The sequence below is a fragment of the Pseudomonas sp. SD17-1 genome (assembly GCF_029201585.1).
GTDB classification, from domain to species: Bacteria; Pseudomonadota; Gammaproteobacteria; order Pseudomonadales; family Pseudomonadaceae; genus Aquipseudomonas; species Aquipseudomonas palmensis.
The window spans coordinates 4,078,013-4,095,268 of record NZ_CP104044.1; the positions used below are offsets into that span (position 1 = coordinate 4,078,013).

A 17,256-nucleotide genomic window follows, 5' to 3' on the forward strand; every position below is an offset into this window, starting at 1 on the left:
CCCCGGCCGGCCATGCTGGCTGGCCGGGGCAGTGAACTAACGCAGGCTTAGCCGGCGACCGGGGTACGCCAGTCGTCCGAGCCGGAGGTACCGGACACTTCGTGGGTCCAGGTGATCTTGCGGTAGGTGAAGTGCACGTCTTCGAGGTGGGTGAAGTGCGCGTTGGCCGGGTCCTGGCAGTTGTGCATGTAGTCCTTGATGTCGACGATGATCGCGTCTTCGAGCTTGGTGGTGAAATAGTGCTCCTGGGTGCCGGCCGCCGAGGTGCGGTACCAGTGGATGACGATTTCGGTCAGGCGCTCGCCGGAGGTCAGCGCGGCCAGCAGCAGGGGCGACGCCTTGTCGAAGACCTTGGTGATGACCACCGGCTTGTGCACGCGCTGGCCGGTCGGCTGACCGGACTGCGGGTCGCGCGGGATGATCACTTCGTGGTTGAAGCCCTGGACCATGACCTGGTCTTCGTGGCCTTCCTGGTAGGTGTTGCCGACCGAATCGGCGGTGAAGGCACCGGCGGTGATCAGGCCTTGTTTGGTGCCGGTGACGGACATGTAGGCAGGTGTTGCCATGGGGGTTTGCTCCTTGCAAAAAGTGAAGCCGGACAGGCGAAAAATGCCGTGCGGCTGCAAGGAGACAGTTCAAGACCCGTGCCAACTTAAATTTAGTTGTTGTTAATCAGTAGCTTGTGTTTTTACTGTACGTTTTTTGAGCACTTTTACGCGAGAAAACCCGAAAAAGTGCGCAACTTCTTGCGCAGTACTGTGCAAGAAGTTGCGCAGTTGGCTGCAGACCACGTTTATTATGGCCCGCAGCAATGTATGCACAGGGTTATCCACATTTGAGTGCGCAAGAAGTTGCGCAGTTGGGGAAATCGGCCGCGAGCATTTCAAGAGGCAAAACGAGCGTCGACTGACCGATCGATCGTCGCCGACAGGCACCCACTCACTGACGACTGAATGCGCTCGCCATCGCACCTCATGCGCCATGACCCTGTAAACTGTCGGCCAACTTGTCCCCCCCTCAAACGAGAGCTGCCCATGGCCAACCACGACCTCACCTTCGTTCCCGATCTCGATGCCGACTCCATCTCCTCCGACGTTGTCGGTTTCGGCGGCGTGCTGGTCTCCACCCAGATCCCGACCCGGGCAGACGGCAGCCTGGAACTGGGCGACATCACCCTGCAGAGCGAATGCACCCTGCAAGCCCTGAAGGTGGCACTGGAGCGCGCCGGCAGCTCGATGGACAGGGTCATGCACCTGACCATCTACCTCACCGACATGGCCGACCGCGCCGCCTTCAATGCAGTGTACCAGCGCTTTTTCGCCAAACCATGGCCAGTGCGGGCCGCAGTTGGCGTGGCCGCCCTTGCGGTCGAAGGCATGCGCGTGGAAGTGACGGCCATGGCGGCCAAGGGCTGAGACCAGCCGTAGGCGGTCACCTGGCTCAGGACCGCGGCAGGCAGGCCAGCATCTGACGGATACGCTGCTGGGTATAGCCGGCTCGCGCAGCCGCCTCATCGATCGACTGCCGGGTCACTGTCTGCTCGATCAACCCGCCTTTGCGGGAGAATCCGGCCTGGCCAAGCACGACGAAATCGACCGGCTCGCTGATACCGTTGTAGGCACGGATATCGCTGGCGCTGCTGGCTGCTCGCCCTTTCCGGCAGCCGTCCCCTGGTTTGTCCGGGGAGGACCGAAAAGGGGGCGTCAGGCCTGACTCGACAGCGCTGCAGCGCTGCCCCACAGGGATAGGGCCGGATGCCTGCGCGGTGATTGCATTGGTGTGCAACAACTGGTGCAGCGCGATTGAGCCTTCGCCAAAAGCCGGCCCGCTTTCGCCCACAAGCGCGAACGTGCCGTGCAGGCCCTTGCCTGCGACCCAGACGATCGATCCCAGCATGCTCGCCTTGGCGGCCACCGCTATGGGCAGTGTCTCGGAGTCCAGAGGCTGCACCTGGCCATCCACCTTGTGGCGCAATGAGGTGGTGGAAACATAGCTCTGCACCGTGGCGCCGCTCACGGTGTCAAGCAGCGGCCCCTTGCGCAGGCGGCCCTTGCCATTTCCGATGAGGTAGCGCCCATTGCCGCAGGATGTTCTGGCCTGCCCTGGCGCAAAGGGCTCGACTTCCATGGCATACACGCAGAACTCGGGCGTGTGCTCGGCAAACCCTTTGAGTTCAGCCTTCAGAAAAGCGTTTCGGCAATCAAGGTCGCATCGATAGCGGACACCTTTGCGCATGATCGAAAGGCCGTTGGCGATATAGGTGAACCCATGATCGCCAACGGTGTAGGCGCCCTTGCCACCATCCGGATTCACTGCCAGCCGCGCACGCACGGCGATCGAGCCATCCTTGAACACTCGCGTCACCAACACTCGGGAATCACCCTTGCTGCTGGTCAGTGTGCCAGGCGTACCGCAATCCTCGGCGCCTGAAGCCATTGACGCGGCGAGCAGAAAGCCCGCAGCAAGCCCGGACAGTACCGTTGCGCCAGACATTCTCGATCCCCCCCAGCTCAAGGACCAGCCGCAGGAGCGGCGGAGATACTGATATAGAAGTCGATGGTGACTTCGCCCTTCTGGCTATCCGTCAGATAGGCCTTCAGCGGTTTCTGGGTCTGCCTGAGCGCCTTGACCTCCACCCAGTAGCTTCTGTTTTCAGTAATCAATCTGATTTCGGCAGCGCCCTGATCGGATGAGTCCTGAGTTGCGTAGGTGATGCGCAGGTCGCCGGAGGAGTTCAGGATCAGAAAGCGCTCCTGCCCGCCTGCCACCATGTCCAGTGTGGATCCGGATGGCAGCCCTTTGATCGAGGGCACTTGCCCCTGAAACGGGTTGCAACCGGGAGCATCACTGTCAAAGCCCGGTGCAGTGGTGTAGATGCGCGCAATCCATTCATTGGCCTCATCGGCCAGCAAGGCTGCCTGGAGCTGCTGCTGGGCGTTGAAACGTCCATTGATGGAAATAGGCGCCAGGCCGGCTGACCACGCGTTCTTCGTGCCGTCCGGCGGGGGAACCGGCCGTGACCCGATCGCGTCGGAGATGATCCGGTACGTCACCTCAGGGGCAGGCTGCAATGCAGCCAGGTAGTTGTTGAGCGCCGCGACGATTTCGACCAGTTTCTCCTTGTACACCCTGTCGAATGCCTTCGCCCTGGAAATCGCGCCATACAACGAGTAGGCATTGGTAATCGACACGGCTCCAGAGCCAGCCTTCAGCTGGGCGATGCGCCTTATCAGCTCGTTACCCTCCTCCAGGCTGGCCCGCTCGTATATCGACTCGACACACATCACCGCTTGCACGCCACGGTGATAAAGCTGCTCTCTGGTGGGTTTGTACTGCGCAGCGGAAAAACCATAGAGCGATGCACTGCCAGCCGCAAGCGCTGCCACCTGGTGACCGTTGCCTGCAGTGACGGCCTTGTAGCCCCCAAGACCCAGCGCACCTGCCAGCGCCAATGACGATCCCGACTGCCAGTAGGCCAATCCGTTGGTCTTGCCCTGGAGCTCCATGCGGATCTTGCTGGCCAGTTGCGAGCCAGTGGCAGTCTTTGTTTCAGGCGCGATACTCTGCACATAAGGGTTGAACAGCGCACAGGATGCGAGCAGCGCGGCCCCGCCCATGACCAGCAGTCTGACCAGCCGTATCGTCATGATGCCAATCCTTTGGAAGGCTGTAACAACGACGATAGATCCGCCATGGCAAATAGCAAGTGCGCCAGTATTTAAGACGCCTGCAGCTGTCCTATGCTTCGGCTCAGGGCCCAGTGCGAGCAGGATATGTTTCACCAACCCCCTGTTTCCAGTACCCTCGACGCAACTGCGGACATACATCTGATTCCATGCGAAAACTTCTGCTTGGCGCCCTGGCGCTTGTTCTGACTGCCATGCTCCTGGGCTATGGCCTGTGGACCGAACAACGCCCGGCCGGCCACTACCTGTCCGACCTTCGTGTTGAAGTGGCGCTGAACCAGGGCGTGCCCGCCGACAAGGGCAATCTGCTGGGCATCGAGCCACTGCTGTATCCGGGCGACTACCAGAACCTGGCCCTGCTGCACCGCAAGCTCGCCGCCTACCTTGAACACGCTCGCACCCAGGGCCTGGTCGGCCCGCGCACGATCGTGGTGCTGCCCGAGCATATCGGCACCTGGCTGTGGGCCCGCGGCGAAAAGAAAGAGCTGTACCAGGTCACCCGCCTGCAGGAGGCCTGGCAATGGCTGGAGCTGAGCAACCCGCTGCGCTACGGGCTGGCCATGTTCAACGCCGAGGGCGACGACCGCCGCGCCGATGCGCACCTGCGCATGAAGGCCACGCAGATGGCAGCCGACTACCAGCAACTGTTCGGCGGCCTGGCCAGGGAGTTCGGCGTGACCCTGGTGGCCGGTTCCATCGTGCTGCCCACCCCGTATGCAGAGCAAGGCATCCTTCACAGCGGCAGCGGCGCGCTGTACAACAACGGCGTGGTATTCGCCAGCGACGGCAAGGTGATCGGCCAGCCGCAACGCCAGCAATACCCCGACAGTGAAGTGCGCCGCTTCATCCGCAGCGGCGATGCCTATCCGCTGCAAGTATTCGATACACCCGCAGGCCGCCTCGGCGTATTGGTGGGCAGCGACAGCTGGTACCCGGCCAACTACCAGCAACTGGCCGCGCAGTCGGCACAACTGATCGCGGTACCCGCCTTCATCAGCGGCCGAGACAGCTGGACCGCCCCCTGGCGCGGCAACCGCCACCAGCCGATGGCCGTGAGCCTGCCGCTCAAGGCCGGCCAGGTCGAGGAAGGCCAGGCCTGGCAGCGCCTGATCGGCCACGGCCAAAGCGCCGATACCGCCCTGCTGAGCGTGTTCCTGCGCGGCCAGTTCTGGGAAATTGCCGGCGACGGCCTGGGCTTCACCAGCCGCGACGGGCACTACGTCAGTGCCAGCAGTCATCCCGGCGCGCGCCTGCTCAACCTCTGGCTGTAACCGATGAACCGACCACGGGTACGCCTGGGGGATCTGTCGGTGGGGTTCATCCAGAGCCTTGCGCAGGCGCTGCAGCAACTGGGGCATGATCCGGCCCCCCTTCTGCAACGCTACGGGCTTGTGCCTGCACGGCTGGCCGAAGCCGGTGCGCGCCTGTCGATTCCGCGCTACATGCACCTGGGGCATGCCGCCATTGCACTCAGCAACGAACCGGCGCTGGGCTTGCACATGGGCCGCCTAAGCCGCCTGAACCAGGCCGGCCTGGCCGGTGTAGCCGCCGCCCAGGCCCCTACTCTGGGCGAGGCCGCGCGTACGCTGGTGCGTTTCGAGCCGCTGTACGCCGCCAACTACCGTGGCCAGTCCAGCCTCCATGAGGACAATCAGGGCGCCTGGCTGCGCTTCTATTCGATCAGCCCGTACAACGACTACAACCGCTTCGTGGTCGACTCGGTACTGGCCGGCTGGCTGGCACAACTGTCGGGGCTGGTGGGGGTGGCAGTGCAGGCGGAGCGCATGGAGATCGAGTTTTGCGCGCCCGCCTATGCCGACCGTTACCAGGCCCTGTGCAGCAGCCCGGTGCAGTTCGGGGCTACACATAATCAGTTGCGCCTGGACCGCGCCAGCCTGGCGCTGCGCAACCCGGCCCATTGCCCCAGCACCTGGCAGCACCTGTTGCAGCTATGCGAGCAGGAACTGGCGGAGCGCACGCGCATGCGCAGCCTGGCTGAGCGTATCGCCCATCTGCTGGGGCCGTTGCTCAACGGCGGACGTGAACCGGACCTGGGTGAAGTGGCGGCGCAGCTGCAACTGCCCACTTGGACCCTGCGGCGCAAGCTAACCGAGGAAGGCACGCAGTTTCGGGCGATTCTGAACGACACGCGCAGCGATCTGGCTGTGACCTACATCCGCGACACGGAGCTGGCCTTTGGCGAAATAGCCTACCTGCTGGGGTTTGCGTCGGCAGAGGCCTTCCAGCGCGCATTCAAGCGCTGGAACGGCGTGACGCCGGGGGACTTTCGCCGCAGCCAGCGGCGGGGCGCATGAGCCCGATCAGAGCTCGGTAGCGTCTTCGGCCGGCTCTGGCGGGTCGAGTTCGAATGCGCGGTATTCCAGCAGTTCTTCTTGATAGTCGTCCATTGCCTGCTCCTTGGTTTTCTCGATCATGTCATTGAGTCGTGCTTCACCCTAAAGTGCCCAGGTGAAGAAAAAATGACCGTGACGTGACAGGCTGGCGCAAGGTGGCTCGCCCTTCGCTGGCAAGCCAGCGAAAATTACAAGCGCTCAGCCCATTGAGATAAACGTAGCAGGCAATCGATGATTTATCCGATGCGTCACAGCGGAGCAGGCGCGTCGGGCGTCGGGGCCGCTGGAGGCTGCGCCGGTGCGGCGGCAGGCTCGGTGGCCGGTGCAGTCTGTTCGACCGTGATCGGCGCCGCATCCTGGGGCGGCGCCACAGGCTGCGAGCTCTTGCTGTCGTCGACCAGCGGTGCAGCCGGCGCTTGCGCTGCCGGTACCGCCACCACCGGCGCTGCAACCTCGGCAGGTGCCGCAGGGGCCGGAGCCTGCGCCGGCGCGGCCTCGACGGCCGGAGCGCTTGGCGCAGCAGGCGCAGGTTCGGGCACTCCCAGGTCGAGAGCCGGCTTGGCGGGTTCGGCCTTGGGCTCGACCTTTGCCTTCTTGCTCGGCTTGGGCAGGAAACTCTCGACCAACGCAAAGTAGCGCTCGTAGAACTTGGGCGAGGTCACCGTTTCGCTGGCCACTTTGACCATGGAGTCGTCCGACGAGCCGATCGGCATCGACACCGACCCCAGCACACCCACCCCGAGGCTGGCCGAAGTGTTGGATTTTTTCAGCGCATAACGGTCCTGCAGGGCATTGGCGAACATGGTCGAGCGCTGACCGGAACCGGTGTCGTTGGCACAGACCACGTTGAAGCTGATCTGCAGGTGCGAGTCGCCCGTCTGCTGGAAGCTCTTGTTGCCATTGACCTGGCCCGGTTCGCTGGTGGTGATGATGTAGCCCTGGCTGAGCAGCGCGCGCCGGGCAGCCTCGCAGGTACCTGCTTCGCTGACCGGAAAGCTGCGCGAGAAGGTGCCCGAGTCGTCGAAGTTCTCGTGTTCGTAGATGGCGGCTTTCTTCGAGGAACAGCCGGCAACGCCCGCCAGCACAAGGGCCAGCCCGAGCGCAGTGAAGACGGTTGACTTTGACATTGAAAATCCTGCGAAAAACGGTCGGCGCCTATTGTGCATCACATCCGCAGATGACTGAAACCGCAACCGGGCGATCCGGCACTAAATTTCACCTGCACAGCGGCTGGTCTGCACTACACAGCCGTCCTGAACCATTGGTCGCGATTTTTTTCGCTCACTATTTAACCAGCTTTCCCACGTCATACCGGGAAATGTCTGACTCCCCGCTACACCTTGAGCCCATCGATACTGGCCCGGCATGCGACAGAAAATGGCAATACGCCACTACGTCAGCCACTGACCATCGACCCAGGAGCATTCAAGGTGAAAAACATATCGGTGAAAGTGAAGCTGGCCCTCGGTTTCGCGAGTATCGTGCTGCTGATGGCGCTCCTCGCCGTGATCGGCATTCGCAGCCTCAACACCCTGACCACCCGTGCCGATCGGCTGGTGTCGGTCAATCACGTGCTCGACCACACCAATGACATTCGCGCCGCGCGCCTGTCGTATGAACACCACGGCGATGAAAACCTTGCGGCGCAATTGAACACCTCTTACAGCACCCTGGTGGCGCTGATCGAGGAGAACCTCCAGCGCCTGGACGACGCAGTGTCCAGGCAGCAGTTGCAACACGTGCTGGAAAACATGCAGGGCTACATGCAGCAGTTTCGCCAGCTGCAAACCGCCCAGCAGGACATAGGCCGCATCCAGGCCGATTCCGAGCGCCTGGGCAGCAGCCTGCAGAACGATGTCCGTACGCTGACCCAGGCGCTGTACCAGGACGACGCCGGCAACGTCCGTCGCGACCTTGCCACCCTCAACGACGCCCTGAGCGACCTGCGCCAGAACAGCCTGGCCATGATGCGCGAGGGCAGCACCAAACGCCTGGACACGGTGCGTGAGGCCCACACGCGCGCCAATGACAACCTGAAGCGCCTGGGCAGCCGTCACCCGCAACTGGGTAGATTGCCCTCCGACCTGGACCAGTACCTGCAACTGGCCGAGCGCTTTGCCCGCGATGTCGAGCAGCAGGCCCGCAGCCGTACGGTGCTGGTGAGCAATATCGAAACCAGCCTGGAAGCGATCAATACGCTGATCGCACGCCAGAATCAGCTCAGCGTCGACGAGTCCAGCCACAGCCGTGCGCTGATGCTCGGGCTGCTGGTTGGCGCCATGCTGCTGGGCGGTGCGATCGGCTGGGTGATCATCCGCCAGATCACCCAGCCGCTGCAGCAGGCCGTAGTGATCGCGCGTCGTATCGGTGCCGGCGACCTGATGGATAACAGCAGCGAGCTGCGCCGTGACGAGTTTGGCCAGTTGCTCCTAGCCCTCTCCCAAAGCGGCGACAACCTGCGCGGTGTGCTGGGCCAGGTGGGCACCGTTACCGCTCAGTTGTCAGCGGCGGCCGAGCAGCTCTCGGCCATCACCGAACAGACCCGTGCCGGCGTCGACAGCCAGAAACTGGAGACCGACCAGGTCGCCACGGCCATGAGCGAAATGGTAGCCACGGTGCAGGAAGTGGCGCGCAATGCCGAGCAGGCCAGTACCGCCACCCGCCAGGCCAACAGCCAGGCCAGCCAGGGCAATCTGGTGGTACAGCGCGCACTGACCCAGATCGACCAGTTGGCCGACGACATCGGCACCTCCGCCGACGCCGTCGGCAGGTTGTCCGAAGAGAGCGAACGCATCGGCAGTGTGATGACGGTGATCAATTCCATTGCCGAGCAGACCAACCTGCTGGCGCTCAACGCCGCCATCGAGGCGGCACGTGCCGGCGAGGCCGGGCGTGGCTTCGCCGTGGTGGCCGATGAGGTGCGCGGGCTGGCCCAACGCACCCAGCAGTCCACCGCAGAGATCGAGACATTGATCGGGTCATTGCAGCAGGGTGCGCAGAGGGCTGCAGAACGCATGCACACCAGCCAGGGCATGGTCGGTACGACAGTCGGGCTGGCCAATGAGGCAGGCGTGGAGCTGCAGGCCATCACACACACGGTCACGCACATCCAGGCCATGAACGTGCAGATCGCGACCGCCGCCGAACAGCAGAGCGCGGTAGCCGAAGAGATCGGTCGCAGCGTGATCAGTGTGCGTGATGTGGCCGAACAGACGTCCACCGCCTCGGCGCACACTGCCACCTCGGCGGCAGAGCTGGCGCGCCTGGGCACTGAGCTGCAAGGGCTGCTTTCGCGCTTCAAGGTCTGAGGGGCATATTCTTTCGCCAGCAAGGCCGGCACCTGCAGGCAGTACGTCGCCAGCAGGTGCCAGCCTTGGCGGCCAGGCTTTTCTGCAGGCACAAAAAAAGCGACCCTAAGGTCGCTTTTTTTGTTGCTTCGAGGAGTTCAAGGGCCTCGAGGCGGATATGGCGCAGCGGACGGGACTCGAACCCGCGACCCCCGGCGTGACAGGCCGGTATTCTAACCGACTGAACTACCGCTGCGTATCGCACAGGCTTTCACCTGTTTGAAACTGGGATCTGGCCTGAAGCCTTGGCTTCGGACCTCAAACCGGTTGTTGAACCGATCTGGAGAAAAGTGGCGCAGCGGACGGGACTCGAACCCGCGACCCCCGGCGTGACAGGCCGGTATTCTAACCGACTGAACTACCGCTGCGCATAGTGGACTTGCGTCCTGTTCCTCTCTGGTAACACCGTCTTTCGAAAGTGTCGGGCCAGGAACATCTCAGGAAGTGGTGGGTGATGACGGGATCGAACCGCCGACCCTCTGCTTGTAAGGCAGATGCTCTCCCGGCTGAGCTAATCACCCGTGTGCTTCGCTGAGGTGGTGAAATTTACGCAGGTATCGAACCTAAGTCAATACCAGTGTTGAAGTTTTTTTCACTTTCGTAAAAAAACAGCTGCAGGCTTCAAGCAACAAGCTGCAAGTAAAAGCAGAATCAAAAGCCGATTGCACAGGTTCTTGCAGCGTGTCGCGTGAAGCCTGCCGCTTACGTGTAAATCATCTTCTTGGTCATGCCACCGTCCACCACGAACTCCTGGCCGGTGACAAAACCCGCGTTGCGCGACAACAGCCATGCCACCATCGCCGCCACATCTTCCACGGTCCCTACCCTGCCCGCCGGGTGCTGAGCATGGTCGGCCTCGCTCAAGGGCTCGGCACGGCGCAGCGAAGGGTCCCGCGCATCGATCCAGCCAGGGCTGACAGCGTTGACGCGGATCTCCGGGCCCAGGCTCATGGCCAGTGCGTGGGTCAGGGCCAGCAGCCCGCCCTTGCTCGCAGCATAGGCCTCGGTATCGGGTTCGGACTGTGCCGCACGGGTGGACACCAGGTTGACGATGGCGCCGCAATGCGCGCGCAGGTAAGGCGCACAGTGCTTGGCCAGCAGCATCGGGCCACCCAGGTTGACCGCCAGCACGCGGTTCCAGTGGTTCAGGCTGAGGCTTTCGAGGGTGGTATTGTGCGGGTCGGCAATCGCCGCGTTGCACACCAGCGCATCCAGGCGCCCGAACTGCCCCAGCACCTCGGCCACGCCCACCGTCACCTGGGCCTCGTCGGCCACGTCCATGCCGACAAACCAGGCGTTGTCACCGAGCACCTTGGCCACCTTCGCGCCACGGGCCCGATCCAGGTCGGTGAGCACCACTTGCCAGCCCTCGCTGATCAGCCAGGCCGCGATGCCCAGGCCGATCCCGCGTGCAGCGCCGGTTACCAGCGCCACACGCCCGTTGTGGCTGCTCTCGCTCACCGACCAGTCGATCACAGCGCCGCCAGACCGCGCGCCAGGTCGGCCTGCAGGTCGCCCACGTCTTCCAGGCCCACGGCAACCCTGATCAGGCTGTCGCGAATCCCGGCGGCCTCACGCTCCTGCGGCGCCAGACGGCCGTGGGAGGTGGTGGCCGGGTGGGTGATGGTGGTCTTGCTGTCACCCAGGTTGGCGGTGATCGAAATCAGCCGCGTGGCGTCGATGAAGCGCCATGCGCCCTCCTTGCCACCCTTGACCTCGAAGCTCACCACCGCACCGAAGCCGCGCATCTGGCGCTTGGCCAGCTCGTGCTGCGGGTGGCTTGGCAGGCCGGCGTAATGCACCTTCTCGACACCGTCCTGCTGCTCCAGCCACTCGGCCAGGGCCTGGGCATTGGCGCAGTGGGCGCGCATGCGCAGGTTCAGCGTTTCCAGGCCCTTGAGGAACACCCAGGCGTTGAACGGGCTCAGCGTCGGCCCCGCAGTACGCAGAAAGCCCACCACTTCCTTCATGTGCTCGTTGCGCCCGGCGACCACGCCGCCCATGCAGCGCCCCTGGCCGTCGATGAACTTGGTCGCCGAATGCATGACGATGTCCGCGCCCAGCTTCAATGGCTGTTGCAGGGCCGGAGTGCTGAAGCAATTGTCCACCACCAGCAGCGCGCCCCGGGCATGGGCGATCTCGGCCAGCGCGCCGATGTCCACCAGCTCGGCCAGTGGATTGGACGGCGACTCGACGAACAGCAGCCTGGTGTTGGGCTTGATCGCCTGTTCCCAGCCAGCCAGGTTGGCCAGCGGCACGTAGTCGACCTGCACGCCGAAGCGCTTGAAGTACTTCTCGAACAGGCTGATGGTCGAACCGAACACGCTCTGCGAGACCAGCACGTGGTCGCCAGCGCTGCACAAGGCCATCACCAGCGACAGGATCGCGGACATGCCTGTGGAGGTGGCGACCGCCTGCTCGGCGCCTTCCAGGGCGGCGATGCGCTCCTCGAAGGCCCTTACGGTCGGGTTGGTGTAGCGCGAATAGACGTTGCCTGGAACCTCGCCGGCGAACCGCGCAGCGGCATCGGCCGCCGTACGGAACACGTAGCTGGAAGTGAAGAACAGCGGGTCGCTGTGCTCACCTTCCGGCGTGCGATGCTGGCCGGCGCGTACCGCCAGCGTATCGAAAGCGACCCCGTCGAGGTCGCTGTCCAGGCGCCCGGCATCCCATTGCTGTGTCATGCCGTTGCTCCCCTTGTCAGTTGTTGTAAAGGTCGATGATCGCGCTGACCGCCTGGTTCTTGACCTTGGAGGCGTCGTTGCGCGCCTGCTCGATCTTGTCCAGGTAGGCGGCGTCGATGTCGCCAGTCACGTACTGGCCATCGAATACCGCGCAATCGAAATGCTCGATCTTGATCTTGCCACCACCTACAGCCTCGATCAGGTCCGGCAGGTCCTGGTAGACCAGCCAGTCGGCGCCGATCAGTTCGGCCACGTCCTGGGTGCTGCGGTTGTGCGCGATCAGTTCATGAGCGCTCGGCATGTCGATGCCGTAGACGTTGGGGAAACGCACCGCTGGCGCGGCGGAGCAGAAGTAGACGTTCTTCGCGCCGGCTTCGCGGGCCATCTGGATGATCTGCTTGCAGGTGGTGCCGCGCACGATCGAGTCGTCGACCAGCATCACGTTCTTGCCGCGGAACTCCAGCTCGATGGCATTGAGCTTCTGGCGTACCGACTTCTTGCGCGCGGCTTGGCCGGGCATGATGAAGGTACGGCCGATGTAGCGGTTCTTGACGAAGCCTTCACGGAACTTCACGCCCAGGTGGTTGGCCAGTTCCAGCGCCGCGGTACGGCTGGTGTCGGGAATCGGGATGACCACGTCGATGTCGTGCTCGGGACGCTCACGCAGAATCTTCTCGGCAAGCTTCTCGCCCATGCGCAGGCGCGCCTTGTACACCGACACACCGTCGATGATCGAATCCGGGCGGGCCAGGTAAACGTGCTCGAAGATGCAGGGGGAAAGCTTGGGCGCGATGGCGCACTGGCGGGTGTGCAGCTTGCCTTCTTCGGTGATGTACACCGCTTCGCCCGGCGCCAGGTCGCGGATCAGGGTGAAGCCGAGCACGTCCAGCGAGACGCTTTCGGAGGCGATCATGTATTCGACGCCTTCGTCGGTGTGACGCTGGCCGAACACGATCGGGCGGATGCCGTTCGGATCGCGGAAGCCGACGATGCCGTAGCCGGTGATCATCGCCACCACCGCGTAGCCACCCACGCAACGGTTGTGCACGTCGGTCACGGCGGCGAACACGTCTTCCTCGGTCGGTTGCAGCTTGCCGCGCACCGCCAGCTCATGGGCGAATACGTTGAGCAGCACTTCGGAGTCGGAGTTGGTGTTGACGTGGCGCAGGTCGGACTCGTAGATCTCCTTGGCCAGTTGCTCCACGTTGGTCAGGTTGCCGTTGTGCGCCAAGGTGATGCCATACGGCGAGTTGACGTAGAACGGCTGGGCCTCGGCCGAGGTCGAGCTGCCCGCAGTCGGGTAGCGCACATGACCGATGCCCATGTGGCCCACCAGACGCTGCATGTGACGCTGTTGGAACACGTCACGTACCAGGCCGTTGTCCTTGCGCAGGAATAGTCGGCCATCATGGCTTGTAACGATACCGGCAGCATCCTGGCCGCGGTGCTGGAGCACGGTTAGCGCGTCATACAGCGCCTGATTGACGTTCGACTTACCGACGATACCGACGATGCCACACATGCGACGCAACCCCTACATTATGAAACTTGACGGATCAGCACTCAGGGCGCTTTGGGCCCAAGCAACTGTTCTTGAAACGGGAGATCAGCCGGTGCGCTGATTCCGCTGGCTAGCCACTGGCTGGTCAGCCCCAGAATGAGGTTTTTCGACCAGTCAGCCACCAATAGAAATTGTGGCAGCAGGCGAGACTCCTGCCACCACGGGTCCTGTTGTACCGGCCCCAGGCTCAGCAGCCCGACCGCCACCACGACGAGCAGGGCCCCGCGAGCGGCGCCGAACGCCATGCCCAGGAAGCGATCGGTCCCGGACAACCCGGTGACGCGAATCAGCTCGCCGATCAGAAAATTGATCATTGCCCCCACCAGCAAGGTGGCGACGAAAAGAATGGCACATCCGGCTATCACCCGCGCCGACGGCGTCTGGATGTAGCCTTCAAGGTACTGCGAGATACCGCCACCGAACATCCAGGCGACCGCACCGGCGATGATCCAGGTAAGCAGCGACAAGGCTTCCTTGACGAAACCGCGCTTGAGACTGATCAGCGAAGAAACGGCGATGATCGCGAGAATCGCCCAGTCGACCCAGGTAAATGCCACAGTGCTGCCTGCAAACGGATAAGGCGGCGCATTTTACCAGAGCGGTGGGCTATCGGTAAGCGGTGATTTGCCATCCGGCGGCGGCCGGACGGCGGGGGGTCAGCTACGTTCGGGCTGGAAGCGCACCACAAAACCCTTGAGGTTCTGCTGGCGGTTGATCACATCGCGCAGGCGCTCGGCTTCGGCACGCTCGATCAGCGGCCCGACGAACACCCGGTTGGTACCTTCGGCCGAGCGAATATAGGCGTTGTAGCCCTGGCTACGCAGGGTTTTCTGCAGGTTCTCGGCATTGGCGCGGTTGGACAGGCTGGCCAGTTGCACCGACCAGCTCACCGGCAGGCCATTGCCATCGACCTTGGCAGGTGCACTGGCAACCGGCTTGGCCGGGGCCGCCGCAGGCTTGCTGACCGGCGCAGGCGTGGCCGGCTTGGCCTCCGTCACCGGCGCGGCGGGCGCTGGGGTAGGTGCAGTCACCACCGGTGCCGGGGCAATGGGCATGCTCGGTGCGCTGGGTTCCTGGGCGGTGAGCGCCTCATCCTGGATCACCTGCGGCTCGGGCACCTCCACCGGCTCCACCTGCACCTGCGGTAAGGCCGGCACAGCCGGGGCGGCGGGCGCCTCGACATGCACCTGGCGCAGCTCGTCCTCACGGGTGAACAGCATCGGCAGGAAGATCACCGCCAGTGCCACCAGCACCAGCGCGCCCACCATCCGCTGCTTGACGACTTTATCCAGCAACGCCATTTGCCCCGTCCTCCATGGTCTGCCGGCTCAGCCACTGCAGGGCCTCGCCGACACAGAAAAATGATCCGAACAGCAGGATCTGGTCGCCTGCCGTCGCTTGCGCGCACTGCCCGTCAAGGGCGTCGGCGACGCTTGCATACGACTTCACGTCGGCGCCAAGGTTCTGCAACGCGGCCTGCAACTCGCTTGCAGGCCGGCTGCGGGCGGTGTCCAGTGGCGCAACCGCCCAGTGGGCCACTTGCGCATGCAGAGGTTCGATCACCCCGGCCAGGTCCTTGTCAGCCAGCAGGCCGAATACCGCCAGGCGCCTGCCGGCCACCGGGCGCGAAGCCAGGCGCTGAGCGAGGTACTGGGCCGCATGTGGATTATGGCCGACGTCGAGCAGAATGCTCAGGTGCTTGCCCTGCCAGATGAACTGGCGACGGTCGAGACGCCCGACGATACGGGTGTCGCGCAGTGCCTGGGCGATCTGCGCGGCATTCCAGGGCAGGCCGGTCAGCAGGTAGGTCTGCAACGCCAGCGCCGCGTTTTCCATGGGCAGATCGAGCAACGGCAGGTCGTGCAGCTCGACGGCATTGCCGTGCGCATCCACGCCCCGCCACTGCCAGTACTGGTCGGTGCTGGACAGGTCGAAGTCGCGTCCGCGCAGCAGGAACCGGCAGCCTAGTTCGCGTGCCTTGTCCAGCAGCGGCTGCGGCGGGTCGAGGTCGCCACACAGCGCCGGCTTGCCGGCACGGAAAATCCCGGCCTTCTCGAAGGCCACCGACTCACGGGTATCGCCAAGGAAATCGCAATGGTCGACACCGATACTGGTGACCACGGACAGGTCGGCGTCCACCAGGTTGACGGTGTCGAGCCGCCCGCCCAGGCCCACTTCAAGCACCACGGCGTCCAGCGCCGACTGCTGGAACAGCCAGAACGCCGCCAGGGTACCGGCCTCGAAGTAGGTCAGGGAGGTCTCGCCACGCGCCGCTTCGACGGCGGCGAATGCCTGGCACAGCTGCGCATCGCTGGCCTGCTGGCCGTCGATCTGCACCCGCTCGTTGTAGCGCAGCAGGTGCGGCGAGCTGTAGACCCCGACCTTCAGGCCCTGGGCCTGCAGCAGGCTGGCCACGAAGGCACAGGTAGAGCCCTTGCCATTGGTGCCGGTAACGGTAATCACCCGAGGCGCGGGCTGGCCCAGCCCGAGGCGCGTTGCGACCTGCCGCGAACGCTCCAGGCCCATGTCGATTGTCGACGGGTGCAACTGCTCGAGGTAGGCGAGCCACTCGCCCAGGGTGCGCTGGGTCATACGTTGGCAGGCACCGGTGGTACCACGATCGGCTCGATCACGGGGGCGACGAACTTCGGCGTCGGCAGGCCCATCATCTGCGCCAGCAGATTGCCCAGGCGCGGGCGCAGTTCGGATCGGGCGATGATCATGTCGATGGCACCGTGCTCCAGCAGGAACTCGCTGCGCTGGAAGCCTTCAGGCAGTTTTTCGCGCACGGTCTGTTCGATAACCCGAGGGCCGGCAAAGCCGATCAGCGCCTTGGGCTCGCCCACGATCACGTCGCCGAGCATTGCCAGGCTGGCCGAAACGCCGCCGTAAACAGGGTCGGTGAGAACCGAGATGAACGGGATGCCTTCTTCGCGCAGGCGCGCCAGCACGGCGGAGGTCTTGGCCATCTGCATCAGCGAGATCAGCGCTTCCTGCATGCGCGCGCCGCCCGAGGCCGAGAAGCAGACCATCGGGCAGCGGTTTTCCAGGGCATAGTTGGCGGCACGCACGAAACGTTCGCCGACGATGGCACCCATCGAACCGCCCATGAAGGAGAACTCGAACGCACTGACCACCACCGGCATGCCCAGCAGGGTACCGCTCATGGAAACCAGGGCGTCCTTTTCGCCGGTCTGCTTCTGCGCAGCAACCAGGCGGTCCTTGTACTTCTTGCCGTCGCGGAACTTCAGGCGGTCGACCGGCTCCAGGTCGGCACCCAGCTCATTGCGGCCTTCGGCGTCGAGGAAGATGTCGATGCGTGCACGTGCGCCGATGCGCATGTGGTGATTGCACTTGGGGCACACATCCAGGGTCTTTTCCAGCTCCGGACGATACAGCACGGCCTCGCAGGACGGGCATTTGTGCCACAGCCCTTCGGGTACCGAGCTCTTCTTCACCTCGGAACGCATGATCGAAGGGATCAGTTTGTCTACCAACCAGTTGCTCATGCTTTCTTTCTCCAGTAGCGGCGACCGGCAGGCAAAAGTTGCCGGGTCACGCGTATGCCCTTGAGCTCAATTCGTGTATGACGCGATGATGAACCGTGGCCGGCGGTGCGCGTTC

The 17,256-nt window shown here is 63.7% G+C and carries 15 protein-coding genes and 3 tRNA genes; 4 read left to right on the top strand and 14 right to left on the bottom strand.

Annotation, left to right across the window (positions count from 1 at the left end; genetic code table 11):
- Positions 1–47: 47 nt before the first annotated feature.
- Positions 48–566, bottom strand: coding sequence for an Hcp family type VI secretion system effector (locus N0B28_RS18420; RefSeq protein ID WP_043859617.1), 519 nt, complete (start codon positions 564–566; stop codon positions 48–50).
- Positions 567–1,034: 468 nt separating this feature from the next.
- Between N0B28_RS18420 and N0B28_RS18425 the strand changes: the two genes are divergently transcribed.
- Positions 1,035–1,415: a RidA family protein gene (locus N0B28_RS18425; protein WP_043862834.1), complete on the top strand. Its 381-nt coding sequence runs from the start codon at positions 1,035–1,037 to the stop codon at positions 1,413–1,415.
- Positions 1,416–1,440: 25 nt separating this feature from the next.
- Here the strand turns inward: N0B28_RS18425 and N0B28_RS18430 are convergent, their stop codons facing one another.
- Entirely contained in the window at positions 1,441–2,493 is a 1,053-nt protein-coding gene (locus N0B28_RS18430; protein ID WP_043862835.1) for a hypothetical protein, read from the bottom strand.
- Positions 2,494–2,510: 17 nt separating this feature from the next.
- Complete coding sequence (locus N0B28_RS18435; protein WP_275727988.1) at positions 2,511–3,647, bottom strand: hypothetical protein; 1,137 nt, start codon at positions 3,645–3,647, stop codon at positions 2,511–2,513.
- Positions 3,648–3,835: 188 nt separating this feature from the next.
- Here N0B28_RS18435 and N0B28_RS18440 point away from each other — a divergent pair, with 188 nt between their 5' ends.
- Together N0B28_RS18440 and N0B28_RS18445 are read left to right on the top strand one after the other, a co-directional pair.
- Positions 3,836–4,957: a carbon-nitrogen hydrolase family protein gene (locus N0B28_RS18440; protein ID WP_078479725.1), complete on the top strand. Its 1,122-nt coding sequence runs from the start codon at positions 3,836–3,838 to the stop codon at positions 4,955–4,957.
- Between the two features lie 3 nt (positions 4,958–4,960).
- On the top strand, positions 4,961–6,001 hold the full coding sequence (locus N0B28_RS18445) for an AraC family transcriptional regulator (RefSeq protein ID WP_275727991.1): 1,041 nt from the start codon (positions 4,961–4,963) through the stop codon (positions 5,999–6,001).
- A gap of 287 nt (positions 6,002–6,288) precedes the next feature.
- Here N0B28_RS18445 and N0B28_RS18450 read toward each other — a convergent pair whose 3' ends face one another.
- Entirely contained in the window at positions 6,289–7,167 is an 879-nt protein-coding gene (locus N0B28_RS18450) for a DUF2242 domain-containing protein (protein ID WP_275727993.1), read from the bottom strand.
- A 303-nt stretch (positions 7,168–7,470) separates the two neighbouring features.
- Here N0B28_RS18450 and N0B28_RS18455 point away from each other — a divergent pair, with 303 nt between their 5' ends.
- Positions 7,471–9,348: a methyl-accepting chemotaxis protein gene (locus N0B28_RS18455; RefSeq protein ID WP_275727996.1), complete on the top strand. Its 1,878-nt coding sequence runs from the start codon at positions 7,471–7,473 to the stop codon at positions 9,346–9,348.
- Between the two features lie 158 nt (positions 9,349–9,506).
- Here N0B28_RS18455 and N0B28_RS18460 read toward each other — a convergent pair.
- The 10 genes from N0B28_RS18460 to accD all read right to left on the bottom strand — a co-directional run bounded on the left by N0B28_RS18460 (position 9,507) and on the right by accD (position 17,141).
- A tRNA-Asp gene (locus tag N0B28_RS18460) sits at positions 9,507–9,583 on the bottom strand.
- 95 nt (positions 9,584–9,678) lie between these two features.
- Positions 9,679–9,755 (bottom strand) — tRNA-Asp (locus N0B28_RS18465).
- A gap of 77 nt (positions 9,756–9,832) precedes the next feature.
- Positions 9,833–9,908: transfer RNA gene (locus N0B28_RS18470), tRNA-Val, on the bottom strand.
- A gap of 181 nt (positions 9,909–10,089) precedes the next feature.
- Positions 10,090–10,848, bottom strand: coding sequence for an SDR family oxidoreductase (locus N0B28_RS18475; protein ID WP_167400232.1), 759 nt, complete (start codon positions 10,846–10,848; stop codon positions 10,090–10,092).
- 11 nt (positions 10,849–10,859) lie between these two features.
- Entirely contained in the window at positions 10,860–12,071 is a 1,212-nt protein-coding gene (locus N0B28_RS18480) for an O-succinylhomoserine sulfhydrylase (protein WP_043862841.1), read from the bottom strand.
- Positions 12,072–12,087: 16 nt separating this feature from the next.
- Positions 12,088–13,593 (bottom strand): amidophosphoribosyltransferase, encoded by a 1,506-nt coding sequence (gene purF, locus N0B28_RS18485; RefSeq protein WP_043862842.1) that lies wholly within the window; start codon positions 13,591–13,593, stop codon positions 12,088–12,090.
- Positions 13,594–13,634: 41 nt separating this feature from the next.
- Positions 13,635–14,189 (bottom strand): CvpA family protein, encoded by a 555-nt coding sequence (locus N0B28_RS18490; RefSeq protein ID WP_043862843.1) that lies wholly within the window; start codon positions 14,187–14,189, stop codon positions 13,635–13,637.
- Between the two features lie 99 nt (positions 14,190–14,288).
- On the bottom strand, positions 14,289–14,933 hold the full coding sequence (locus tag N0B28_RS18495; protein ID WP_275727997.1) for an SPOR domain-containing protein: 645 nt from the start codon (positions 14,931–14,933) through the stop codon (positions 14,289–14,291).
- Entirely contained in the window at positions 14,917–16,224 is a 1,308-nt protein-coding gene (folC, locus tag N0B28_RS18500) for a bifunctional tetrahydrofolate synthase/dihydrofolate synthase (protein ID WP_275727999.1), read from the bottom strand. Before folC ends, N0B28_RS18495 begins: the two co-directional genes overlap by 17 nt.
- The gene (accD, locus tag N0B28_RS18505; RefSeq protein ID WP_043862846.1) at positions 16,221–17,141 is read right to left on the bottom strand and encodes an acetyl-CoA carboxylase, carboxyltransferase subunit beta; all 921 of its coding nucleotides are present in this window, start codon (positions 17,139–17,141) and stop codon (positions 16,221–16,223) included. Before accD ends, folC begins: the two co-directional genes overlap by 4 nt.
- Positions 17,142–17,256: the final 115 nt, after the last annotated feature.